Origin of the sequence: Paraburkholderia sp. CNPSo 3274, assembly GCF_024206475.1 — a bacterium.
Lineage (GTDB): Bacteria > Pseudomonadota > Gammaproteobacteria > Burkholderiales > Burkholderiaceae > Paraburkholderia.
Genome location: NZ_JAMBPR010000005.1, coordinates 165,741 through 187,790, shown reverse-complemented (window position 1 = coordinate 187,790; position 22,050 = coordinate 165,741). Strand labels below are relative to the sequence as shown.

General features: G+C 62.6%; 21 protein-coding genes and 1 pseudogene. 11 read left to right on the top strand and 11 right to left on the bottom strand.

Features of this window, described 5'->3' with window-relative positions; all coding sequences use genetic code 11:
- Positions 1–84 precede the first annotated feature (84 nt).
- Positions 85–663, top strand: a pseudogene (locus M3I54_RS45320) (substrate-binding domain-containing protein); the annotation flags it as partial.
- A gap of 67 nt (positions 664–730) precedes the next feature.
- A complete protein-coding gene (locus M3I54_RS05180) occupies positions 731–1,186 on the top strand; it encodes a hypothetical protein (RefSeq protein ID WP_254333598.1) in 456 nt (151 codons plus the stop codon).
- 108 nt (positions 1,187–1,294) lie between these two features.
- Here M3I54_RS05180 and M3I54_RS05175 read toward each other — a convergent pair whose 3' ends face one another.
- Positions 1,295–1,561, bottom strand: a complete 267-nt coding sequence (locus M3I54_RS05175; protein ID WP_254333596.1) for a DUF4148 domain-containing protein — start codon at positions 1,559–1,561, stop codon at positions 1,295–1,297.
- A gap of 191 nt (positions 1,562–1,752) precedes the next feature.
- Positions 1,753–2,829: a GGDEF domain-containing protein gene (locus M3I54_RS05170; RefSeq protein ID WP_254333594.1), complete on the bottom strand. Its 1,077-nt coding sequence runs from the start codon at positions 2,827–2,829 to the stop codon at positions 1,753–1,755.
- 187 nt (positions 2,830–3,016) lie between these two features.
- Here M3I54_RS05170 and M3I54_RS05165 point away from each other — a divergent pair, with 187 nt between their 5' ends.
- From M3I54_RS05165 to M3I54_RS05150, 4 genes are all read left to right on the top strand, one after another.
- Positions 3,017–4,270 (top strand): serine hydrolase, encoded by a 1,254-nt coding sequence (locus tag M3I54_RS05165; RefSeq protein WP_254333593.1) that lies wholly within the window; start codon positions 3,017–3,019, stop codon positions 4,268–4,270.
- A 345-nt stretch (positions 4,271–4,615) separates the two neighbouring features.
- Entirely contained in the window at positions 4,616–5,404 is a 789-nt protein-coding gene (locus tag M3I54_RS05160) for an acetoacetate decarboxylase (RefSeq protein ID WP_375542092.1), read from the top strand.
- A 144-nt stretch (positions 5,405–5,548) separates the two neighbouring features.
- Entirely contained in the window at positions 5,549–6,850 is a 1,302-nt protein-coding gene (locus M3I54_RS05155) for a patatin-like phospholipase family protein (protein WP_254333591.1), read from the top strand.
- Between the two features lie 635 nt (positions 6,851–7,485).
- The gene (locus tag M3I54_RS05150; protein WP_254333655.1) at positions 7,486–8,031 is read left to right on the top strand and encodes a DUF4863 family protein; all 546 of its coding nucleotides are present in this window, start codon (positions 7,486–7,488) and stop codon (positions 8,029–8,031) included.
- A gap of 9 nt (positions 8,032–8,040) precedes the next feature.
- Here the strand turns inward: M3I54_RS05150 and M3I54_RS05145 are convergent, their stop codons facing one another.
- The 5 genes from M3I54_RS05145 to M3I54_RS05125 all read right to left on the bottom strand — a co-directional run bounded on the left by M3I54_RS05145 (position 8,041) and on the right by M3I54_RS05125 (position 11,094).
- Positions 8,041–8,727 (bottom strand): type 1 glutamine amidotransferase domain-containing protein, encoded by a 687-nt coding sequence (locus M3I54_RS05145; protein WP_254333590.1) that lies wholly within the window; start codon positions 8,725–8,727, stop codon positions 8,041–8,043.
- A gap of 95 nt (positions 8,728–8,822) precedes the next feature.
- On the bottom strand, positions 8,823–9,314 hold the full coding sequence (locus tag M3I54_RS05140; RefSeq protein ID WP_254333589.1) for a DUF3331 domain-containing protein: 492 nt from the start codon (positions 9,312–9,314) through the stop codon (positions 8,823–8,825).
- A gap of 84 nt (positions 9,315–9,398) precedes the next feature.
- Positions 9,399–9,632 carry a 4-oxalocrotonate tautomerase family protein gene (locus M3I54_RS05135; protein ID WP_254333588.1) on the bottom strand — a complete coding sequence of 78 codons (234 nt, stop codon included), beginning with the start codon at positions 9,630–9,632 and terminating at the stop codon, positions 9,399–9,401.
- 71 nt (positions 9,633–9,703) lie between these two features.
- Entirely contained in the window at positions 9,704–10,414 is a 711-nt protein-coding gene (locus M3I54_RS05130) for an SDR family NAD(P)-dependent oxidoreductase (protein WP_254333587.1), read from the bottom strand.
- 257 nt (positions 10,415–10,671) lie between these two features.
- Positions 10,672–11,094, bottom strand: a complete 423-nt coding sequence (locus M3I54_RS05125; RefSeq protein ID WP_254333586.1) for a VOC family protein — start codon at positions 11,092–11,094, stop codon at positions 10,672–10,674.
- Between the two features lie 247 nt (positions 11,095–11,341).
- Between M3I54_RS05125 and M3I54_RS05120 the strand changes: the two genes are divergently transcribed.
- The 5 genes from M3I54_RS05120 to M3I54_RS05100 all read left to right on the top strand — a co-directional run bounded on the left by M3I54_RS05120 (position 11,342) and on the right by M3I54_RS05100 (position 16,881).
- Positions 11,342–11,779, top strand: a complete 438-nt coding sequence (locus M3I54_RS05120; RefSeq protein WP_254333585.1) for a MarR family winged helix-turn-helix transcriptional regulator — start codon at positions 11,342–11,344, stop codon at positions 11,777–11,779.
- Positions 11,780–11,866: 87 nt separating this feature from the next.
- Positions 11,867–13,429, top strand: a complete 1,563-nt coding sequence (locus M3I54_RS05115) for a DHA2 family efflux MFS transporter permease subunit (protein WP_254333584.1) — start codon at positions 11,867–11,869, stop codon at positions 13,427–13,429.
- Positions 13,430–13,533: 104 nt separating this feature from the next.
- Entirely contained in the window at positions 13,534–13,971 is a 438-nt protein-coding gene (locus M3I54_RS05110) for a MarR family winged helix-turn-helix transcriptional regulator (protein ID WP_254333654.1), read from the top strand.
- A gap of 56 nt (positions 13,972–14,027) precedes the next feature.
- Positions 14,028–15,551 (top strand): efflux transporter outer membrane subunit, encoded by a 1,524-nt coding sequence (locus tag M3I54_RS05105; protein WP_254333583.1) that lies wholly within the window; start codon positions 14,028–14,030, stop codon positions 15,549–15,551.
- 34 nt (positions 15,552–15,585) lie between these two features.
- Positions 15,586–16,881 carry an HlyD family efflux transporter periplasmic adaptor subunit gene (locus tag M3I54_RS05100; protein ID WP_254333581.1) on the top strand — a complete coding sequence of 432 codons (1,296 nt, stop codon included), beginning with the start codon at positions 15,586–15,588 and terminating at the stop codon, positions 16,879–16,881.
- Here M3I54_RS05100 and M3I54_RS05095 read toward each other — a convergent pair.
- The 4 genes from M3I54_RS05095 to M3I54_RS05080 are packed head-to-tail and all read right to left on the bottom strand — an operon-like array spanning position 16,878 to position 21,620.
- Positions 16,878–17,822 (bottom strand): LysR family transcriptional regulator, encoded by a 945-nt coding sequence (locus M3I54_RS05095; protein ID WP_254333578.1) that lies wholly within the window; start codon positions 17,820–17,822, stop codon positions 16,878–16,880. The genes M3I54_RS05100 and M3I54_RS05095 overlap by 4 nt on opposite strands.
- Positions 17,823–17,881: 59 nt before the next feature.
- Positions 17,882–18,181, bottom strand: coding sequence for a helix-turn-helix transcriptional regulator (locus tag M3I54_RS05090; RefSeq protein WP_254333576.1), 300 nt, complete (start codon positions 18,179–18,181; stop codon positions 17,882–17,884).
- Positions 18,182–18,209: 28 nt separating this feature from the next.
- Positions 18,210–18,776, bottom strand: coding sequence for a DJ-1/PfpI family protein (locus M3I54_RS05085; RefSeq protein WP_254333574.1), 567 nt, complete (start codon positions 18,774–18,776; stop codon positions 18,210–18,212).
- Between the two features lie 18 nt (positions 18,777–18,794).
- Positions 18,795–21,620: a 2-oxoglutarate dehydrogenase E1 component gene (locus tag M3I54_RS05080; protein WP_254333572.1), complete on the bottom strand. Its 2,826-nt coding sequence runs from the start codon at positions 21,618–21,620 to the stop codon at positions 18,795–18,797.
- Positions 21,621–22,050 lie beyond the last annotated feature (430 nt).

The following is a 22,050-nucleotide window of genomic DNA, read 5'->3' as shown; positions in this document are numbered from 1 at the left end:
CGCGCCGCCGCGCTCGAGCATGGCTACGCGCCAAGCAAGTCGGCCACGAGCCCGCGCCGGGGGCGGCTCGACATCGTCGGGCTGATGCTGCCGGTGCGGCGCGAAGAAGAGACCTACACGCTCGGCATTTTCATGAAGCTGGCGGACGGTCTCCAGTCGGTCCTGTCACGGCACGGCATGGACCTCGTCATGTACTCGAGCGAGTCGTGGGACGACGAGTTCGCGCGGCTGCGGCGCATTGTCGATCGCCGTCATGTGGACGGCGTGATTCTCGCGGGCACGCGGCGGCACGACGAGCGGCTCGATTACGTCGCGAGCCGCCATTTCCCGTTCGTGGCGCTGGGCCGCAGCGAGTCGGGCGGCAAGCATGCATGGGTCGATCTGGACTTCGAGGCGGCCGTCACGGAGGGCGTCGAGCGGCTCGTCGCGCAAGGGCATCGCCGCATTGCGCTCGCCGTTCCCGGCGGCGACGCGATGCAGGCGCATATCTACCTGCAGGCATGGAAGAAGGCGATGAAGAAGCACGGGCTGCCCGCGCCCGAGGGGTTCGTGCAGCGCAACGAACTCTCCGAGCGCGGCGGCTATCTCGCGACCGAGGCGCTGCTCAACCTGGGCGTGCCGCCCGAGGCGCTCATGTTCCAGAGCGACTGCATGGCGATCGGCGCGTACCGCAAGCTGCACGAAACGGGCAGGGCGCCGGGCCGCGATCTGGCGATTTCCGGCGGGCGACGTGGACTTCTGGCTGCCAGCGGGGCGCTGGACGCATCTGTTCACGGGCAGGCAGGTCGAGGGCGGCAGGTGGGTGCGCGAGCGGCACGGGTTTCTGAGCCTGCCAATTTACGTGCGGCCGAATACGCTGCTTGCGATCGGGACCGAGGACCAGCGCCCGGATTACGACTATGCGTTGCGCAGCGAGCTGCATCTGTTCGAACTGGCCGACGGCGCGAGCGCGGCCGCGACGCTGCGCGACGAGCGCGGCGCACGCGTGACACACGTGAGCGTGACCCGGCGCGGCGATACGCTGAACGTGCGATACGAGGGCGTGAAGGAATCGTTACCGCTGACGCTGCGGCAATGGCCCGAACTGCGCGACGCCGGCGGGTTGAAGTCGCAAGCCGGAGAATTGGGCGTGCAGGTGCAGTTGCCGGCAGGCGAGGGAGAGGTCGTGTTGCGCATTCAGGCGTAACGCGAGGCGTTGCGAACGCCAGAAATGCAACTAGCCCGCCATCGCAAGACACTGCGATGACGGGCCAGAAGGCAACAGCTACAAAGCGCGGCTATTCAGCCTGGCAGCTTACTGCGCGGCCTGCCCTGCTTGCGACGAACCGTTGTTCACGCCGCCCACTGCGCTGTTTTGCGCAGCGACGCGAGCTTCGGCAGCCTGAATGTTCGCCGGATATTCATTGGGATTCGAACGTGCCGGGTTGAAGCCGGCCTTTTCGACCTGAACCATGTCTGCACGGACTTGCGCGCGGGTCACGGGCTGGTTCGACTGGGCGAACGCGGCAACCGGAGCGGCAAGGGCGGCAGCGATAACGACAGCTTGGACGAGCGATTTCATGACAGTAACCTCCAGATTTACTTTCTTCTTAGCTGCCTACAGGCTTGTAAGCAGCGGTGAAGTGAGTGTAGGAGGGTCGGGGACTAGGGTAAATACCTAATAAACGAATTCTCTGTTTCCGCGGGCAGAACAATCCAGGTATGGGCTGGCGCAAGCCGGCTATTTCCCGAACGTGGCGGGAGCGAGTAGGGTCAGACTGCACTGGGCGCGACGCCGACGGTATCGACGAACTCTGTCTTCCCCATGCCGCGCGACTTGGCCCGATACATGGCGCTGTCTACGGCGCGCATCAAGGTTCGCGCATCGAGCGAGCGGCTGCCGGTGCCTTCTGTGAGCAGGCATACGCCAATGCTGCACGACACGGTCACCGGATAGCCGCCCACGGTGCGCATGTTGGCGAGAATCGCGTGGATGCTGTTGGCGACGGTAAGCGCGTCGTTCTTGTCGTAGACGTGACGCGCGAGCACCACGAATTCGTCGCCGCCCAGGCGCGCGAGCGTGTCGCCGCGCCGCATGCGGCGCACCAGTGCGTCGGCGAAGCTGCGCAGCAGTTCGTCTCCCACCGCGTGCCCGAAGGAGTCGTTCACTTCCTTGAAGCCGTCGAGATCGACGAGCAGCATGGCGGTGCGACCGACTTCGCCGACGCGCGTAAAGAGCGTGCGCCCAATGGCCTGCTCGAGCCGCACGCGGTTGTAGAGCCCGGTGAGCGGATCGGTCGACGCCTGGCGTTCCAGCCGGTAGACGAGCACCGCCAGATAGACGGACGTCGCCACGATGCTCAGCGCAATGCCGAGCGCGGCCGTGATGTTGGCGCGCCACCACGGCTGCCAATGCATCAGGCCCATGATGCCGACGAGCGCCACGACACACGAAAGGCCCAGCATGCGCTGGCCATAACGGCAGCCCGCGCCGACCAGAAACCAGAAGGCTACCCACAGGAGCGGCAGCGCGGCCGTTCCGCCCACGGCCAGCGCGGCGGTGACGATCGCCTGATCGGCGAACGTGAAGAGCGTGAGGCGCACGAGCGAGTGCGTTGGCGCGACGGTTACCGCCGCGTACGTGATAACGCCGAACGCCACATAAGCGGTGACCGCCAGAAGCGTCGCGTAGACGTGGGTCGAGCGATAGATCGAGCAGGCAACGAGGTAGGCGAGAAGGACAACGGAACCGAGCGTGATGCGCAGTACGGCCTGCTCCTTTTCAGGGTCCTTCGGAAATGCGCGAAACAACGCTTTCCCGGGCCAGGAATGTGTTTCTGTCTCGCCCATGGCAGCCACCCCCGCTGTAATTCTGTATTTTGTAGCCCGGTAGTGTACCCCACACATATTGCGTGTCGAGGCGCTAAAGAAACGAAATTCGAACGCGCATGCGCGCCGAATGACCGATACTGTGGCGCGCATTGCGTGCAATCCATCGGTTCCGAATACGCTCGGTCAATCCATCAACGGAGGCGTCATGGGTAGGGAAGGTCTGGAAAAGCAGGGCATGTCGTGTGAGCGGCTCGCGCGGATCGAACGTTTTCTCGAAGAGAACTACGTCGCGACCGGCACGCTTGCCGGCGCCGTCACCCAGGTGTGGCGGCATGGCGAATTCGCGCTGAACTCGGTGCTCGGTCTCGCGGACCGCGAACGGCAGACGCCGATGGCCGAGGACTCGATCTTCCGCATCTACTCGATGACCAAACCTGTTACGTCGGTGGCAATCATGATGCTGGTCGAGGAGTGCAAGATCGCGCTCGACGACCCCGTCAGCAAGTACATCCCGTCGTGGGAAAAGCTTGGCGTGTACGCGGGCGGTTTCATGGAGAGCTTCCAGACGCGCGCGAGCGCGCGCCCGATGCGCGTGGTCGACTTGTTGCGCCATACCTCCGGCCTGACCTACGGCTTCCAGCAGAACACCAATGTCGATGCGGGCTATCGCAAGCTGAAGGTGGGCGAGCTTGCGACCGCGGGTACGCTCGATGAAATGATCGAGAAGCTGGCCACGCTGCCGCTGGAATTTTCGCCGGGTGATGCCTGGAACTATTCGGTTTCCACGGACGTGCTCGGCTATCTCGTCGGCGAGGTCAGCGGCATGGCCTTCGAGGACTTTCTGAAAACGCGGATCTTCGACCCGCTCGGCATGGTCGACACGGCCTTTTACGTGCCGCAGGAGAAGGTGTCCCGCTTCTGCGCCTGTTACGCCATCGGCGCGCTCGGTTCGAAGGTCGTTTCCGAAAAAGGTCCGGAGTTGCAGGACGATCCTTACACGAGTCCCTATCGCGAGCCGCCCTCGTTTGTTTCGGGCGGCGGCGGCCTCGTTTCCACGGCGGCCGACTACATGCGGTTCTCGCGCATGCTGTTGCAGGGCGGCGCGCTGGACGGCGTGCGGCTGCTGGGGCCGAAGACCATCGAGCTGATGACCGCCAACCATTTGCCGGGCGGTGTCGACTTGCCGCGCCTCTCGCGCTCGATGTTCACCGAAGCGACTTACGAAGGCGTTGGCTTCGGGCTCGGCTTCGCCACGACGATTGCGCCCGCATCCACGCTGATTCCGGGCAGCGCGGGCGACTTCTTCTGGGGCGGCGCGGCCAGCACCTTCTTCTGGGTCGATCCTCGCGAGGACATGATCGTGCTGTTTCTCACCCAGCTCCTGCCTTCGACCGCGTACCCGATTCGCCGGCAGTTGCGCACGCTCGTTTACAGCGCGATTACGGAGTGCGAGAGCTGAGCGTTACGCCGCAATGGAAGTTCAAAAGCGTGCTTTCGGCGCGCTTTGAAGCTGCGGGTCCTTGGGCGCTGCGATTTCCCGCGTATCGACACGTCCGATTTGGCGGCGTGATCAAGGGCGCTCTTTCAGACCCCAGAATCGGCGCCGCGCTAAGGGTGTTTGGTCAGAGTCCCGGCCGGTATCGCTCGGCATCACGAACCAAGGTTTGAGCGCCACGTGCGCGACGCGCACCTCAATATCTTCCCGATAACTGGAAGATAGATTCCTGATATCGACGGATTCTCTCGTGATTCGTGAGTGAGTAGCATCTGCTGCAGTGCAACTCAATCTCAAAGAGAGAACGTCATGACCCGCCTGAATCTGGCTTCGATTCGCAAAGACGCCTTTGCGATGCCTGTCCACAACCCCGCCTATCCCCGGCCGCCGTACCGTTTTATCAACCGGGAATATTTCATCATTACCTACGAGACCGATTTCGATGCGCTGCGAGCCATCGTGCCGGAGCCGTTGCGAGCAGAGAACAATCTTGTGCACTACGAATTTATTCGTATGCCGGATTCGTCGGGCTTCGGTGACTACACGGAAACCGGTCAGGTCATCACGGTGCGCGACCAGGAAGGGCGCCTTGGCAACTACACGCATTCGATGTACCTCGACGACGAAGGCCCGATCGCCGGTGGCCGGGAAATCTGGGGCTTTCCGAAGAAGCTGGCGAGACCGACCTTGAGCATCGATGGCAACGACACACTGCTCGGCACGCTCGACTACGGCACACAACGGGTCGCAACCGGCACGATGGGCTACAAGCACTTACCGCTCGATATCGAGGCCGAGCGCCGGAAGCTTGCAGAAACGCCGAATTATTTGCTGAAGGTGATCCCGCACGTTGACGGCTCGGCGCGCGTATGTGAGCTCGTGCGTTTCTACTTGCGCGACGTGAGCGTGCTCGGGGCGTGGACGGGGCCGGCTGCGCTCGAATTTCATCCGCATGCGTTGGCGCCCGTGGCCGAATTGCCGGTGAAGCGGGTGGTAAGCGCGCGGCACGTGATTGCCAATCTCACGCTGGATATCGGCGAGGTTGCGTTCGACTATCTGGCTCAAACCGAAGCCCTGAAGCTCGCGGCCAACGAATGACGTTGCGTGGATCCACGCAGAGGAAAGCAACATGTCTTTGCACAACGATGTCGCGCTCGTGACGGTGCAGCGCGCGATATGGGTACTCACCGGGCAGTTGCTGATCGTCAGCCACGGCCGGGCCATGCAATAGGGAGGCGCGAAATGCGCAGCAGCACAAGTCAATCCAGCCGGCAGCCGGATGCGTTCGTCCTGCCGCACTACGACGAAGTCGCTCTGGTGCTTCAGGGCGGTGGCGCGCTCGGCTCGTACCAGGCCGGCGTGTACGAAGGCCTGGCCGAGATGGGAGTGCATCCGGACACGATCTCCGGCATTTCGATCGGCGCCCTCAACACCGCCATCATCGCAGGCAATGCGCCGGAAAACCGCGTGGCAGCCTTGCGCGGCTTCTGGGGCAGAATTTGCCATCCGCGCGACTGGGTCGGTGGCCTGGGCGCCTGGATGCCGCCCCTGTTCGGCATGCCCGACTTCTCGCGCAAGTGGGCGAGTGTATGGGCGGCCGGGCGCGCCTTGACCGAGGGCCAGCCGGGATTTTTCTCGCCGCGCGTGCCGTTGCCGGTAGCAGGGTTCGGTAAGCAAAACCCCAATGTGGTCAGCTACTACGATACGGCCGCGTTGAAGGAGACGCTGCTGGAGTTCGCCGACTTCGACCGGATCAACGACGGCGACGTCCGTGTTTCGGTAGGGGCGGTGAACGTGCGGACCGGCAACCTGGTGTACTTCGACAACACGAAAATGCGCCTGAAGCCCGAGCATTTCATGGCTTCGGGGGCGTTGCCGCCGGGGTTTCCGGCGGTCGAGATCGACGGCGAGTATTACTGGGACGGCGGGCTCGTGTCGAACACGCCGTTGACGGAGGTGCTGCGCGACGCGGACCATAAGGACGCGCTGGTGTTTCAGGTCGATCTCTGGAGCGCGCGCGGCAATGCGCCTGGAGACTTCTTCGACATTTCCGCGCGCGCCAAAGACATCCAGTATTCGAGCCGCACGCGCGCGGTGACCAGCATGCTGGCGGATCGTCAGAAGCACGCCCGCTTCATCAAGGAGTTGCTCGCGCACATTCCCGCCGATCTGCGCAGGACCGATGCGCTCTTTCGTCTCGCTGAAGAGGCGGCCGACGGCAGCGCGATCAATGTGGTGCACCTCATCTACAAGAACAAGCCCTATGAAGGACACTATAAGGATTACGAATTCAGCATCGACACGATGCGGGAGCATTGGGAAAGCGGCCTCGAAGATATTCGCGATTCGTTTTCGCATCGCGCGTGGTTCGACGTGCCAAGCCGCGAGCAGGGTTTCGTGACGCACGACGTGCATCGCTTGCCGGGTCGCGTGCCGAAGAGTGACCGTGACGCGCTCATATTGCCCCTTGCGGAAGAGCGAAAAATCGCCAATGGCGAGTTGGCGATCGAGACCCGCGAACCGGCTGGAGAGAGCGTATCGTGAGTAAAAAGCCCTATAGCTGCGCAGTGGATTGCCTGTGCGAGGAAACCTTGCGGACGCCGTGGGGCTATATTTTTCGCAGCATCGCCATGGTCGTGCTGGCGGTTTCTCCTGCGATCGTATGCGCCTACCTTGCGCAGGCTTCCGCACATTGGGACCTGTTCGAGCGGTCTGGATCGGTCATTACAATCACGGGTCTTTTGCTGGCGTCGCGCCGCTATCTCGAACACACCGTGACGAATCTTGTGCTCGCCCACGCAAACGAAGACACCGGCTTCAAGCCTCATCGCGCGTTGAGCGAGGTCCTGGCGGCCAGGCGCGGGCTTACGCTTTCGGCGTTTGGCACACTCATTTGGGGGTGGGGCATATATCTGCGGTGGTGGAGTTTCGGCGTGCTGGCGTTGTGGATGGCATTCGTGGTGTACCGGGTGTTTCGCGATCCGGTGTTGCAACGCTCTCGCGATGACGTGACCCGTTGCCATCAAAAATATGGACGATGCGATAGGAAATCTGGCCGATTGATGATGGATAGAGTGGGCGCAGTGAGGAAGAATGCTTGCACGCGGCCATTGCCCCGTGCTCGCTCCTCACTCATGGGGAACGTTGTGTTTCCGACGCTCACAAGTGCCATGTCAACTATGCCGCAGACTCAATACGCCAGTAGCAAAGACGAGCTGATCGCCCGTCTCCTCCCCTTTCTGCAAGAGGTCAAGGACATGACCGCGGGCGTCGAGGCCGAGCAATGGTTGAATGCGAAATACGGCGTTGAAAGCGCGTTGTACAGGGACTTGGCGCGGCTGATTACGCTTGGCGTAAAGGACGGCTGGGCGGCCGACATGGAGGTTGCCGGCCCGCGTTACCGCCGCTCGCTTGTGGTCGCGCCCAGTGCTCAGACGTTCTTCTTCAGCGCCACGGCGGTGCTGCTGGACAGCACGGATAACACCCAGCACAACCCGGAGGGCAGCTTTCGCGCCGACTTCCATTTTCACCCGTACGGCGAGATCAATCTCGTCGTGCCGCTGAATGCGGGTGCTGCGCTCGCCGGTCCGAACGGCTGGTGCGATGGCGGATGGACGGCGCCCGCGCCGGGCAGCCGCCACTTTCCGGAAGTCAAGGGAGGCGCCGTCATCTCGCTCACGTTTTTGCCCGCGGGGCGGATTGCGTTCGGCGAGATGCCGGCTTGAGGGGTGGGATCAGCGGCCGCTACCCAATTTCGCCAGTAACGCCTTGGCGGCCGGCCCCGACGAAGCGGGATTCTGCCCGGTGAGCAGCAGCCCGTCTTCGAGCACATACGGCTGCCAGTCGGGGCCCTTCGAATAGTTGCCACCCTTCGCCTTGAGCTCGTCTTCAACGAGGAACGGCACCACCTTGGTCAGACCGACCGCTTCCTCTTCGCTATTCGTAAAGCCCGTGACCGACTTGCCATTGACGAGCGGCTTGCCATCGGGGCCTTTAACGTGTCGCAGAACCCCGGGCGCGTGGCATACGAGATCAACGGGTTTCCCCGCTGCGATCGTGCGCTCGATCAGGCTAATGGAATCACGGTCTTCGGCGAGATCCCACATCGGACCGTGGCCACCGGGGTAGAACACCGCGTCGAATTCGTCATGGGCGACATCCTTGAGCTTCGCAGTGTTGCCCAGGTCCGACAACGCAGCCGGATCGGCTTCGAAGCGACGTGTCAGGTCAGTCTGAAAGTCCGGCTCGTTGCTCTTGGGGTCTAGCGGTGGTTTGCCGCCCTTGGGCGACGCCAGCACAACCTGCACGCCGGCGTCCTTGAACACGTAGTACGGCGCGGCGAGTTCCTCGAGCCAGAACCCGGTCTTGCGTCCCGTATTGCCCAGTTCGTCGTGCGAAGTCAAAACCATAAGAATCTTCATGACGCTCTCCTTGAATACGTTTTCACAACTTCCGATTGCAGAGCATTCCGGCCCAAGCCCCTGGCGTGCCGAATCAGACTACCGAACTGCTTCCATCAGGCCAAAGCAGCAAGATGAATCATGGCGTTCACGTTGACGGGAAGGACAGGCGTGCGGGTATAAGGCCGGTAGATGATATCGCCGCGACTGATCGCTTTGCCGCTCACTGCGCACACGCCGGCCCGGCGTGCCTTTGCGCAGACCCAGATTTGATAGCCGTAGTGGCATGAGGCAGAGCACCAGCGCAGCGCAACCGTTCTGGGGGAGAGGTGTTCGAGGAGCGTGACAACGGCTGCGCACGGTGCGTCGATCGACACATCGCGCTTTTCCCGGCTTTTACGGCACCTTCCGTCGCTACTGTGCGGGCCGGCAGTGAGTTCAGCGGGGCTCAGGGCCTCTGCGCGGGGTTCCTTCGCGCAAAGCCTGTCGAGTAGCAGGAGGGTCTGCTCCCATGGGTCCGGGCGCGAGGCGTGTTTGCCGCCTGCCATCGCGCCCGCATTTGCGCGGCTATTGCGCGATCGCGTTCGAAGTCCGTCGTCCGTATTCATGCGAGGCCTCAGATGAAGATTGATAGCGCCACGATGCGACCGGTGCATTTGTGCGCGAAGCCCGCTCTCGAGCGGGCCGCGCGTTTACTTGATGAGTCCCTTTTGTCGTCGATAGACGTCGGTAGGCAGGCCGCCCCATCCCCAGTTTTCCGTTGGCACCTCTTCGATGACGACGAACGTCGCCTCCAGCGGTTTGTTCAGCACGTCGAGCATGAGCTGGCTCACGCCCTTGATGAGTTGGGCCTTTTCTTCCGACGTGACGGAATCCGTGCCGGGCCGTGTGCCCTCGCGTGTAACCTGAATTGTGACGATCGGCATTTCGCTTTCCTTGACGGTGATCGTTGGACGGAGCGCCGGCGACCGGCACTCCGCATCGGTTCAGTGCAGCTTCAGTGGCCGGCGACCTGGCCGCCGTCGACGTGGAGGATTTCGCCTGTCACGAAGGCGGCCGAGTCGAGATAGAGGATGGCGTTCACGATGTCGCTCATCTCGCCCATATGACCCATCGGATGCAGCGCGCCAAGCGCCGCGTGGGTTTCGACCGCGTGCATCGGCGACTTGATGATGCCGGGGGACACCGCGTTTGCGCGAATGCCGCGCTTGGCATACTCGATAGCCAGCGAGCGCGTTGCGGCGGCCAGACCGCCCTTGGTCAGCGAGGCCAGCACCGACGGTACGCCGTCGATCGCGTGATCGACGAGCGTCGTCGTGATACTGACGATGTGGCCGCTCTCGTGCTTTTCCATCTCCGCAATAGCGAGCTGTGTGATATGGAAGAAACCGGCGAGATTGATGCCCGTGATCGTGGCGTAGTCTTCCGCGGTGTATTGCGTGAACGGCTTCGCCACGAAAATGCCCGCGTTGTTGATGAGCGTATCGACGCGGCCAAAGCGCGAAACGGCCGTTTCGATGACACGGCGAGCCGTGGCCGGGTCGGCAATATCGCCGGCCACTGCGACGAGATTGCTATCGTCAGTCTGTTTGATGTTCCGCGACGTCGCGACCACGTTGTGACCGAGCGCGCGGAACGCCTTGGCCGTTTCGGCGCCGATGCCTTGCGATGCACCAGTGACCACGACGACTTTGGGGGATTGACTCATATGAACCTCGAAGTAAGTTGGACTATCTTTCTGATCGGGCTTGCTGCTCCGATGACGATCAATTTACGCATCCACGCCCCCGGTTTGAATACAGGACGCGGACAAACAGTTGTGAGTCACAGGAACAAATGGGAGCAAGTCGGGTGCGATGATGCGCGGCGCAAGGTTATGCAGATGACGCTTATATAACTTTGGATAACTGATTAAATAGAATAGACCTGACCGCGCGGGTGCTTACGCGCGGTTGACTGCGATGCTCAGGAGGCCTGTGTGCGCGGATCGTGGTCGAATTCGAGCCTGATCCCGCCCGGTTCGTAGAGCATGGTGTGGCGTTTCGGCCCCGGGCCGAGGTCTTCTGGTGCAAATTCAATTTTCACGCCCGGCCAGGCGGACACGCGCGAGTAGATATCGTTGAGCGCTTCTTCGCTGCCTACGCGCAAGGCAAGATGATGCAGGCCCACGTGGACTTTCCGGTCGAACTCGACGAGGCGGCTCGGGTCGGTCACTTGCCAGAGGGTCAACATGACGTGCCCGTCCGAAACGAACGCAGCTGGATAACTGGGTCTTTCGCCAACCTGTTTCCAGCCCAGACAATTCACGAAGAAGTCACGGGTGAGGTTTAGATCGCGCACGGTCAGCCCGACGTGATCGATGCCCAGAGTAAGCGGTTTGTCAGTCATGCTTCGATTCTCCTGATAAAAGAGTGCGTCGATCCGGACTTCCGCCGGAACAATATAGCTTCGAAGAACGACGATCGATAATCGCTTGCCGTTCACATCACTTTTTACACGGTGTATCGTATCGCGCGCAGTGGGCGGTTGCGGGCCGGATCGATGCGCTCGCTCGTCTCGCACAAGCTCGGAAACCAGTTTGCATAAATCTGCAATGTCAGATATAGTCCGCATCAGATATCTAGGAGGGCAATCGATGAACGATCCCGTCAGCGAAGATTTCGAGCGGACGCAGAAACTGGTGTTCGTGCTGGGTCAGGCGCATCACCTGATGGCCACTGAACTCAGGGCAGGGCTCAAGGACGCCGGGCTGAACCTGCAGGAGCGCGGCATTCTGCTGACGCTGTCCGGCGGGAGCGCGAAAACGCCGGCGGCACTGGCGAAGCTGCTTGGCGTTCACCCCGCCCGGATGACCCGCGTGCTGGACAAGCTCGAAGCCAGCGGGCTCGTGGAGCGCGCGCGCAATGGCACGGACCGGCGCCTCGTGGACGTTTCGTTGACGCGGGAGGGATGCTTGGTCGCGGCCCGAAACACAGACGTCGCGCCTGGCGCCTGGCGCGAGCGGCTCTCGCACCTCTCGAAGTCCGACTTCGACGCCTTGACCACGCTGCTTTCCAGGCTGCTCCATGGCTAATGCGCCATTTTTTTGCCCAATTATCAGACATGTCAGATAACGGCCCGTGCTTGACGGGACATTCGCATCCAGACGAGAGAACCTAACATGAATCCATCGACCAACCCAGGCGGGCTGCCCCAGCTGACGGGCGCGAAGTTCGCACTTGGCACCTTCGCCGTGGCGCTCGCCACCTTTATGAACGTGCTGGATTCGTCGATTGCAAACGTCGCGATTCCCACGCTCTCCGGCAACCTCGGCGTGTCGATCGACGAAGGCACGTGGGTCATCACGCTCTTTGCCGCGGCCAATGCGGTGTCCATTCCGTTGACCGGGTGGCTGACGCAGCGCGTGGGCCAGGTCAAGCTGTTCGTCTGGGCGATCCTGCTGTTTGTGCTCTCGTCGGCAGCGTGCGGTCTGGCCCCGAACCTGCTGACGCTGCTCATCGCCCGTATCGTTCAGGGCGCCGTGGCGGGGCCGCTCGTGCCGTTGTCGCAAGCGTTGCTGCTCGCTTCGTTCCCCAAGGAAAAGAGTTCGAATGCGCTGGCGCTGTGGGCGATGACCGCCACCGTCGGGCCGATCGCGGGCCCGGCGCTCGGCGGGTGGATCACCGACAGCTACAGCTGGTCATGGATCTTCTACATCAACGTACCGGTCGGCCTCTTTGCCGCCGGCGCGATATGGGCGATCTACCGCGACCGCGAGACGCCGGCACGCAAACTGCCCATCGACAAGGTCGGGCTGATTTCGCTCATCGCCTGGGTCGCGCCGCTGCAGATCATGCTCGACAAGGGCAAGGATCTCGACTGGTTCAGCTCGCCGGTCATCTGGGCGCTCACCATTGTCGCGGCGGTCAGCTTCGTGTTCTTCCTCATCTGGGAGTTGACCGAGGAAAAGCCTATCGTCAACTTACGGCTGTTCGCCAAACGCAACTTTCTCGGCGGCACGATCGCAATTTCGGTCGCCTATGCGATCTTCTTTGCAAACCTCGTCATCCTGCCGCAGTGGATTCAGGGCTTTTTGGGCTACCGCGCGGTGGATGCAGGGCTCGTCACCGCGCCGCTGGGGATTTTCGCCGTCATTCTGGCCCCCGTGATGGGCAAGATCATGCCGCGCTCCGATCTGCGGGTGCTCGCCACCCTGGCCTTCGTTGGCTTCGCTGCCGTGTTCTTCATGCGCGCGAACTATACGACCGGCGTGGATGCGTGGACGCTGATTTTGCCGACGCTGCTGCAAGGCATTCCAACGGCGCTGTTCTTCACGCCGCTCACCGGCATCATCCTCTCGGGTCTGCGGCCCGACGAGATTCCGGCGGCCGCGGGTCTGTCCAACTTCGCGCGCATTTTCGCCGGTGCGGTGGGCACGTCGCTCATGAGCAACGGCTGGAACGACCGCACAATCCTCCACCACGCACGGCTCGCCGAGCAAACGAGCGTGGAGAATCCCGCTTTCACCGGCGCGATTGCGCACCTGCAGGCGACGCTTGGAGGCGGCCTTCCCAAGGCCACGGCCTTCTACGAAAGCTCGCTCAACGCGCAAGCCACCATGCTGGGGTTGAACGACATCTTCTGGATATCGGCGGTGATCTTCATCGTCATCATCCCGCTGATCTGGGTGACGAGGCCGGTCAAGGGCGGCGGCGCGGGCGCGGCAGGCGCTGGCGGACACTGATTACCGCAGTTGAACCCGGTTCAGCGGGCAAATTGGTCTCGCGTGTTCACTTGACAATATCTGATAATGCAGATATTGTGATGTTCAACACGGAGGATGTCGCGATGGACCACTACACGACGAGAAATTTCATGCTCACGGAAAGTGTCGGTTTCAGGATCGTCAAGGCGCGCAATCTGGTCGTCGCGGAGATGGACGCGGCGCTCAAGGACCTCGACATCACGGGCCAGCAAATGGGCATTCTGCTTTCGCTGAAGCAGGGTGTGGCGACCACGCCATTCGAACTGTCGAAGCTGCTCGGGATCGATACGGGCCTCATGACGCGGATGCTGGACAAGCTGGAAACGAAGGGTCTGCTGGAGCGTTCCCGCGACGCAGACGACCGTCGCGTGGTCAATCTGAACCTGACGGAAAAAGGACTGGGAACGGCGGCGCAGATTCCGGAAGTCGCGCCGCATGTGTTGAACGCACGTCTGCGCAAATTCACCAAGGCTGAGTTTGCCGAACTGAACCGCCTGCTTCGCAAGTTCACAGACGACTGAACGGTGCGGCCTCGGCGCCGCGCTTTTTTTCAACCATTAATCTGATAAGTCAGAAAATGAAATCGCAGACTTCTGAATCAAGCATCGGTGCCCGTACGCTGAAGCTGGGTGTATCGGCGATCGCAATGGCTACGCTGGCGGCATGCGCAAACTATGCGGGCATCCACAGCGACGCAAAGATGGCCCAGCCGCAACAGTTCGAGACGGCCCAGAGTCTGCCGCAAGAGCAGGGGCACTGGCCATCTGCCGATTGGGTCGACCAGTTCGGCGACGCGCAGTTGAAGGCGCTGATTGCCGAAGCGCTGCAGGGCAGCCCGACCGTCGAGCAGGCCAAGGCGCGAGTGGCCCAGGCGCAGGCCTATAGTGAAACCGCGAAGGCGGGCACGCTGCCGCGCGTGGACGCCAGCTACACGCTCACACGCCAGCAGTACAGCAGCACGGCGCTGATTCCGCCGCCGTATGCGGGCTCGTGGCAGACAGAAAACAAGGGCCTGCTCACCGCTTCCTACGATCTGGACCTGTGGGGCAAGAACCGCGAGGCGCTGCGCGCGGCCGTTTCGGAGACGGCCGCGAGCGAGGCGGACGAGGAAGTGGTCAAGCTCACGCTGGATACCTCGATCGCACGCACCTACAACGAGCTGGCGCGGCTCTACGCGTTGCGCGACATCGCGCAGGACGAAGTCACGCGCCGCGAGCAGATCGACCGCATCACGGCGGCTCGCATTGCCACGGGCCTCGACACGCAAGTGGAACGCAAGACCGCGCAGGCGAACCTGGCGACAAGCCGCTCACGGGTGAGCGCGCTCGACGGCAGCATTCTGACCACGCGCTACCAGTTGGCGGCGCTGATGGGCAAAGGCCCCGACCGCGGACTTGCGATCACGCGGCCAACGCTCGGCGTGGGCGACGAGGTGCGTTTGCCGGACAACCTGCCCGCCGACCTCGTGAGCCGGCGCCCAGATATCGTCGCGGCGCGCTGGCGCGTGGACGCGATCACGCATGAGGTGAAGGAAGCCAAGGCCGAGTTCTATCCGGACATCAACCTGAGCGCCGCGATCGGTCTCGACGCGTTCGGTTTCGGCCGCTTCCTGACCGCCGCGAGCCGCACGGCCTCGGCGGGCCCCGCGATCCATCTGCCGATCTTCGATGGGGGCGAGCTGCGCGCGCAGTTGAAGGGCCGCTACGCCGAGTTCGATTACGCGGTGGCCGCTTACGATCAGACGCTCATTGGTGCGCTGAGCGGCGTAGCCACGCAGCTTGCGCAGATTCACTCGAGCGATGCGCAGCTCGTCGATGCGCAAACCGCGCAGCAGGCGGCACGCGACGCCGACCAGCTCGCGATCACGCAATACAAGGGCGGCCTGACCAATCAGCTCACGGTGCTCAACGCCGACGTCACGGCACTGAACGCCGACGAAGCCATCGCCAACCTGAAGATGGATCGCCGCGACGAGCAGATCGCGCTGGCTTCGGATCTGGGTGGCGGCTATGTCGACACCTCAGCCGATACCGGCCACCGGGCGGACGTTGCCGCCCAACCCACCCATCAAGCCAATTCCGTCATTGCCGCGGCTCGTTGAACGGCATGTTTGCAAACCAGTCAGGAGAACTGAAATGAGCGAAACGATCACGACCGACCGCGAGGCGGTGGATCAACTCGACGAGAAGAAAGGCGGCGCGCAAGCGGCCCCGGCCCAAGACAACAAGCAGGCCACGCCTCCGGGCCGCCGCAAGCGCCTGATCGTGTTGCTTGGCGCCGTTACGCTGATTGCGGGCGCGGCCTATGGCGCGTACTACTGCACGGAAGGCCGCTTTCACGAATCGACCGACGACGCCTATGTGAGCGGCAATCTCGTGCAGCTCACGCCGCAGGTTACGGGCACGGTGGTCGCCGTCAACGCCGACGACACGCAGATCGTGAAGGAGGGCGACCCTGTCGTGACGCTCGATCCTGCCGACGCAAGAATCGCGCTGGCCGATGCCGAAGCGTTGCTCGGGCAAACCGTGCGCCGCGTGAGCGGGCTCTATGTCAACAACGACTTCTATGCCGCGAACGTGGCGCAGCGCGAATCGGACCTGGCTCGCGCCAACGACGATCTGCGCCGCCGCGTGGCGGTGGCGGACTCGGGGGCCGTTTCCGCCGAGGACATCGCCCACGCGCGCGACGCCGTGCAGGCCGCACAGGCCGCGCTCGACGCAGCACGCCAGCAAGGGGCGGCGAATCACGCGCTGACCGATCGCACGTCGGTCGAACAGCATCCGGATGTGCTGGCGGCCGCCTCGAAGGTGCGCGCTGCGTGGCTCGCGTATGCCCGCGATACCTTGCCCGCGCCGGTGACGGGTTATGTGGCGCAGCGCCAGGTGCAGGTCGGCCAGCGCGTGTCGCCTGGCACGCCGCTCATGGCGATCGTGCCGCTCGACGGTGTGTGGGTGGACGCGAACTTCAAGGAAGTGCAGCTCAAGCACATGCGCATCGGCCAGCCGGTGACGCTCACTTCGGATGTCTATGGCTCGAGCGTGAAGTATCACGGTCGAATCGAAGGCTTCTCGGCGGGTACGGGCAGCGCATTCGCGACGCTGCCGGCGCAGAACGCCACGGGCAACTGGATCAAGATCGTACAGCGCCTGCCGGTGCGCATCGAGCTCGATCCACGCGAACTCGCGGCGCGTCCGTTGCGCATCGGCCTCTCGATGACGGTGGATACCGATACGCGCGACGATTCCGGCTCGCAGCTCGGCGCGGCGAAAAACACGCGCTATCGCACCGACGTCTTCGCGCAGTACGATGCGCAAGCCGACGGCGAGATCGAAAAGATCATCAAGCAAAACGAAATGGCTGCGTCTGCGAGTGCGTCACAACCCGCGGCGCAACGTGTAGCCGCGCGCGATCACAAGGGAAACGCGGGCTAGGGTAGTCTAGTGGCCCGGCACAGCGCTTGCGCATCCGCGGCGAGCGCTTTGGGCACCGCCTCGCGCAGGTGATCCATGAACGTCTTGATCTTGGCGTCAAGGTACTTTCGCGAGGCGTGCACCGCATAGGCGGTAAGCTTCTGCAGACGATATGCCGGCAATACACGAACCAGCGCGCCACTATCGAGCATGGCTAACGCCGTGGACATCGGCAGCGCGCCGATGCCCACGCCTTCGCGAAGGGCGACACTGAGTGCATCAGGAAGATTGATTTCGACGGGCGCCTTCGGGAACGCCACTGTCTCCCGGCCGTTGGGGCCGTTCAGATGCCAGCGATCGCGCGGAAAAAACGACGTAACAAACTGCAGGCACGTGTGACCTTCAAGGTCGTGCGCCGTGTGCGGCACGCCGTGTGCATCCAGATAGGCGGGTGCGGCACACAACACGTTATGGACATCGCCTAGCCGATGCGACACGAGCCGCGAGTCCGGTAACTCAGTCGTACTCAATTGAAGCATCACGTCGTAGCCTGCCTCGATGATATCGGGCGCATGCTGCGACAACGTCAACTCGATCGACACCGCGGGATAACGCTCGCGATAACGCACGAGCGCCGGGACCACATAGGCCTGGCCGAAGCTCGGCGACGCATGAACGCGCAGCCGCCCGGAGGGATCGACCTGCGCATTGGCCGCCTCGGCCTCGGCCTCGTCGACATACGCAAGTATCCGCTCGCATCGCTCGAGATAGCGCTGGCCCGCCTCGGTTAGGGAGAGCCGCCGGGTACTCCGATGAAGCAAACGCGTGCGCAATTGCGATTCGAGTTGTGTGACCGCCCGCGACGCATTGGCTGTTTGAATGTTCAGGCGCGAGGCCGCGCCGGTAAAGCTTCCTTCTTCCGCTATGCGGACAAATATCCGCATCATGTCCAGCTTGTCCATTGCGTGTTTTCCACGGAAAGATCTGCCTCGCACGCAACTTCGCGCTACGCCAGTTCCTCCTATAAATGTAGGGAAATCTGTTCGGCAAATGTCCGTATCACTTCTTCATTACGTGAAAGAAACATCCATTGCCCGACTCGCGTCGAAACGAGCAGTCCCGCTTCGACCAGTACGGCAAGGTGTGCCGAAACGGTCGACTGCGAGAGCCCGCTGCGTGCCTGGATGGCGTGTGCGGGCACGCCGCGACCCAAATCGACATGGCCCTCTGGAAAGGCATCCACCGGGACCTTCAGCCACGCCAGGATGTCGCGCCGGAGTGGATTGGCGAGTGCCTTATGAATCAGATTCGCGTCTATCATGGCGTTCCTTGCGCGCGCTCGCAGCGCTTCAATGCGGCTGCCTCAACAACATTCTGGCAATCGTTCCCACCGCACTTTCTCCAAGGTCTTCCCGCACGATCGACAGCGCCAGATGAATACCGGCGCATGCGCCGCCCGATGAATAGAGGTTGCCATCCCTCAGGCAGCCGGGACTGGACATGACATGCACCCGTGGATATTCGGCTGCGAGGCGGTGAGCGTCGTGCCAATGCGTGGTCAGCCAGCGACGGTCGGCAACGCCGGCGCGCGCCAGCAGAAACGCGCCATTGGAAATGCAGGCTAGCCTTCGCGTGCTGGGCCCCGCGTCGCTGAGCCACGTTACGAGTTCGCGATGCTCACGCGCCGAACTGACCACTGGAGACCCGGGTACCACGACCACGTCGAACGGCGCGCTCGTTTCGAACAGGCATTCTGTCGTGCCCACCGCGATGCCGTTGGAAGACAGCACGGGCCCACACGAGGTCCCGACGAGGTGCGGTTCATAAAACGCGCCGCCGTACAGGCGATTTGCTGCATGAAACACATCCATCGGGCCGCTCACCTCGAGCAGTTGAAACCCCGCATAGAGCATCATTGCGACCCGCATGCGCCGTCACCCCGTGAACGCCTGCTCGACCAGCGCAGATTGCGCGGCCACGTGCGCCGAATGGTAGCCCGGCGCTGTCGATGCACCGGCGTCAGGACCGGCGTAGACCAGCTTCGCACCCGAAGGCAGAAGCTCGCGTAACTGCGGCTCGACGAAACTCCATGCGCCCTGGTTGCGCGACTCCTCCTGGCACCAGACGACGGTCTTCAGGTTGGGATAGCGCGCGAGTTCGGCGGCCAACTGTTTTGCGGGAAACGGATAAAGCTGTTCGACGCGAATGATCGGCGTGTCGGTCGCGTTCGCGCGGCGATGCTCGAGCAACTCGAAATACACCTTGCCCGTGGCCACGATGACGCGTTCGACGCTGGAAGCCCGCGACGCCTCGACCTGTGTATCCGGGAGAACGTCGCGGAATTCACCCTCGCTCAACTCTTCGAACGTGCTGACCGCTTCCGGGTGCCGCAACAGCGACTTGGGCGTCATGACGACGAGCGGGCGGCGATCGCTCGCGAGCGCCTGCTTGCGCAGCAAATGGAATAGCTGCGCGGGCGTGGTCGGCTGGGCGACGCGCATGTTGTCCTGCGCGCTCAGCTGGAGATAGCGTTCGAGCCTCGCCGATGCGTGCTCGGGTCCCGCGCCTTCCTGCCCGTGAGGCAGGAAGAGCGTCAGGCCGCTGCGTTGCCCCCATTTGGCGGCGGCCGCTGCGATGAACTGGTCGATCACCACCTGCGCGCCGTTTGCGAAGTCGCCGAATTGCGCTTCCCAGATCACCAGCGCATCGCGGTTCACCGTCGTATAGCCGTACTCGAAAGCGAGCACAGCCGCTTCGGAGAGGATGGAGTTCGTCACGCTAAAGTGGCCCTGTGCATTGCCACTTGCATCACCGATATGATCGAGCGGAATATAAACGCCATCCGGCCGGTTCATCCGCGTTTGATCGTGCAACACGGCGTGACGATGATTGAACGTCCCGCGCGCGCTATCCTGCCCGCTCAGTCGAATGCTGACCCCAGCGCCAAGCAGTGAAGCGAATGCCAGATGCTCGCCCATGCCCCAATCGAGCGGCCGGTTTCCCGCGGCCATTTCCTGCCGCCCGGTCATCATCTTCTTGACGAGCGGATGAAGCGCAAGGCCTTCAGGAACGGTCGAAATCTGATGCGCGAGACTGCGCAGCGTTTCAGTCGAAGGGGCGGGGGAGGAAACCGGGCTCACCGCTTCCTCGCGTGAAGAGGAAGCATCGGAGCTGTCGGTTTCATTCGCACGCTTGAGAAGCTCACGCCGCGCGCTGACGTAGCCCTCGGCTTCTTCGGCTGTCAACACGCCTTGTTGAATCAGCTTCTGCGCGTAGCGTGTTCTCACGCCAGGATGACTCGCGATCGCGCGATACATGAGCGGCTGCGTGATGCCTGGCGTGTCCTGTTCCTGGTGCCCGTATTTGCGAAAGCACACGAGATCGATGACCACGCTCCGCTTGAACGCGGTGCGATAGTCGAGGGCGAGGCGCACCGCCATCGCGACGGCCTCGGGGTCGTCGCCATTCACATGCAGAATGGGCGCCTCGATCATCTTCGCGATGTCCGTGGTGTAGAACGACGAACGCGTGTCGCGCGGATCGGAAGTCGTGAAGCCGATCTGATTGTTGACGACGATGTGAAGGGTGCCGCCCGTGCCGTGTCCGCGCGTATAGGAGAGGCTCAAGGTTTCCATCACGACACCCTGGCCGGACATCGCCGCGTCGCCGTGAATCTCGACCGGCAGAACCTCGACGCCGTCGGCGCTGCCCAGGATCTCGCCCTTGGCGCGCGCCATGCCTTGCATAACCGGGTTCACGATTTCCAGATGCGACGGGTTGAACGCGAGCATCACTTCAACCGGCCCCTCAGGGGTATCGACCGAACTCGCAAAGCCCTTGTGATATTTCACGTCGCCTGCGGGAAGTCTTTCGGGATCCTTTCCATCGAACTCGTCGAACAGCGCGCGCAACGGCTTGCCGACGATATTCACCAGAACATTCAGGCGTCCGCGGTGCGCCATCCCCATCACCACCGTGCGCAACTTTTTCGAAGCACCGTAGCGGACGACTTCGTCGAGCATCGGAATCAACGATTCGGCGCCTTCGAGCGAGAAGCGCTTTTGCCCGACGTAGCGCGCGTGAAGGTACTTCTCGAGACCTTCTGCTGCGCTCAAGCGTTCCAGGAGCCGGCGTTTTTCCGCGGCCTGCAGCGACGGCCTGGCTCGCGTGGATTCGAGCTGCATCTGCCACCAGCGCCGCTGCTCTGCGTCGGTAAGATGCATGAACTCGGCGCCGAGCGTGCCCGTGTAGGTTCGCTCCAGCGCCGTGACGAGCTCTTGCAGCGTGGCGTCGTCGTCGAACAGGAACGTGTCGGCGGTGCTGAATGTCGTCGACATGTCCGTGGCCGTCAGGCCATAGTAGGCGGGGGTCAACTCGGCGTAGGCGCGTGGCGGCGTCCACATCAGCGGATCGAGATCGGCCGTGCGCGTGCCGATCGTCCGGAACGCGGCGATGAGCGACTGTACCGCGACCTGCTTGCGTGCGAGGCCAAGGCCGGAGTCACTGGCGAGCGCGGTATCGGCCTGGGCGATCGCGCGCGGCGACCGCTTCGCAAGCGCGACAAAGCTGGAAATGACGGGGGCGTGCGGCTCGTCGTCGCGATCGCTGCCATCGATAGCGGGCGTTTCGCGCAGTGCATCGAACCACGCCCGCCATTCACTGGTGACGGCATCCGGGTCAGCCAGGTAAGTTTCATATTGCTCTTCGACGTAAGGGGCATTGCCCCCGAACAGGAAAGAGGTCTGACGTTCCTTCAACATGATGAATCTGCCCTTGGTCGGTGTGCGGTCCAATATCGAGCGCAACACGTGGAGTGACGGCGATAACGCCTTCCGGTCCGCCCACGGTTCAACCTGGGACAGGCGCGCGTCACAATCGCCGTCCTGAGCGGGAAATTACCCGGTACGCCCGGGTTGTTTCCCCAGCCGCAATCGTCAACACAGTCTAGTTAAGCGAGGCAGCGAGAGATACGCGCGCATGGTGCCGCCGCCTGCCAATTAGTGGACGTTTTGGGCCACGCCTCCCAATTTGCCGAGAACTAACGACGCTTGGGATTTGGCCGAGGATTTGTTACACCGAAGCAAAATACTTTTTCCGGGGACAGACGGCATCAGCTATCCACGATGCGTTAAGCTCCCGGACGGTCCTTGTCGGGACACGGCGTGTCGATCTCGCGCCGGCCCGCAGTAC

Excerpts from the sequence above, each read along its gene's own strand:
- M3I54_RS05125 (WP_254333586.1), bottom strand. The coding sequence starts at position 11,094 with ATGACTGACAAACCGCTTACTCTGGGCATCGATCACGTCGGGCTGACC.
- M3I54_RS05165 (WP_254333593.1), top strand. The coding sequence starts at position 3,017 with ATGGGTAGGGAAGGTCTGGAAAAGCAGGGCATGTCGTGTGAGCGGCTC.
- M3I54_RS05150 (WP_254333655.1), top strand. The coding sequence starts at position 7,486 with ATGCCGCAGACTCAATACGCCAGTAGCAAAGACGAGCTGATCGCCCGT.
- M3I54_RS05080 (WP_254333572.1), bottom strand. The coding sequence starts at position 21,620 with ATGTTGAAGGAACGTCAGACCTCTTTCCTGTTCGGGGGCAATGCCCCT.
- M3I54_RS05115 (WP_254333584.1), top strand. The coding sequence starts at position 11,867 with ATGAATCCATCGACCAACCCAGGCGGGCTGCCCCAGCTGACGGGCGCG.
- M3I54_RS05160 (WP_375542092.1), top strand. The coding sequence starts at position 4,616 with ATGACCCGCCTGAATCTGGCTTCGATTCGCAAAGACGCCTTTGCGATG.
- M3I54_RS05170 (WP_254333594.1), bottom strand. The coding sequence starts at position 2,829 with ATGGGCGAGACAGAAACACATTCCTGGCCCGGGAAAGCGTTGTTTCGC.
- M3I54_RS05155 (WP_254333591.1), top strand. The coding sequence starts at position 5,549 with ATGCGCAGCAGCACAAGTCAATCCAGCCGGCAGCCGGATGCGTTCGTC.
- M3I54_RS05140 (WP_254333589.1), bottom strand. The coding sequence starts at position 9,314 with ATGAATACGGACGACGGACTTCGAACGCGATCGCGCAATAGCCGCGCA.
- M3I54_RS05145 (WP_254333590.1), bottom strand. The coding sequence starts at position 8,727 with ATGAAGATTCTTATGGTTTTGACTTCGCACGACGAACTGGGCAATACG.
- M3I54_RS05095 (WP_254333578.1), bottom strand. The coding sequence starts at position 17,822 with ATGGACAAGCTGGACATGATGCGGATATTTGTCCGCATAGCGGAAGAA.
- M3I54_RS05085 (WP_254333574.1), bottom strand. The coding sequence starts at position 18,776 with ATGATGCTCTATGCGGGGTTTCAACTGCTCGAGGTGAGCGGCCCGATG.
- M3I54_RS05120 (WP_254333585.1), top strand. The coding sequence starts at position 11,342 with ATGAACGATCCCGTCAGCGAAGATTTCGAGCGGACGCAGAAACTGGTG.
- M3I54_RS05130 (WP_254333587.1), bottom strand. The coding sequence starts at position 10,414 with ATGAGTCAATCCCCCAAAGTCGTCGTGGTCACTGGTGCATCGCAAGGC.
- M3I54_RS05110 (WP_254333654.1), top strand. The coding sequence starts at position 13,534 with ATGGACCACTACACGACGAGAAATTTCATGCTCACGGAAAGTGTCGGT.
- M3I54_RS05090 (WP_254333576.1), bottom strand. The coding sequence starts at position 18,181 with ATGATAGACGCGAATCTGATTCATAAGGCACTCGCCAATCCACTCCGG.
- M3I54_RS05100 (WP_254333581.1), top strand. The coding sequence starts at position 15,586 with ATGAGCGAAACGATCACGACCGACCGCGAGGCGGTGGATCAACTCGAC.
- M3I54_RS05135 (WP_254333588.1), bottom strand. The coding sequence starts at position 9,632 with ATGCCGATCGTCACAATTCAGGTTACACGCGAGGGCACACGGCCCGGC.
- M3I54_RS05105 (WP_254333583.1), top strand. The coding sequence starts at position 14,028 with ATGAAATCGCAGACTTCTGAATCAAGCATCGGTGCCCGTACGCTGAAG.
- M3I54_RS05175 (WP_254333596.1), bottom strand. The coding sequence starts at position 1,561 with ATGAAATCGCTCGTCCAAGCTGTCGTTATCGCTGCCGCCCTTGCCGCT.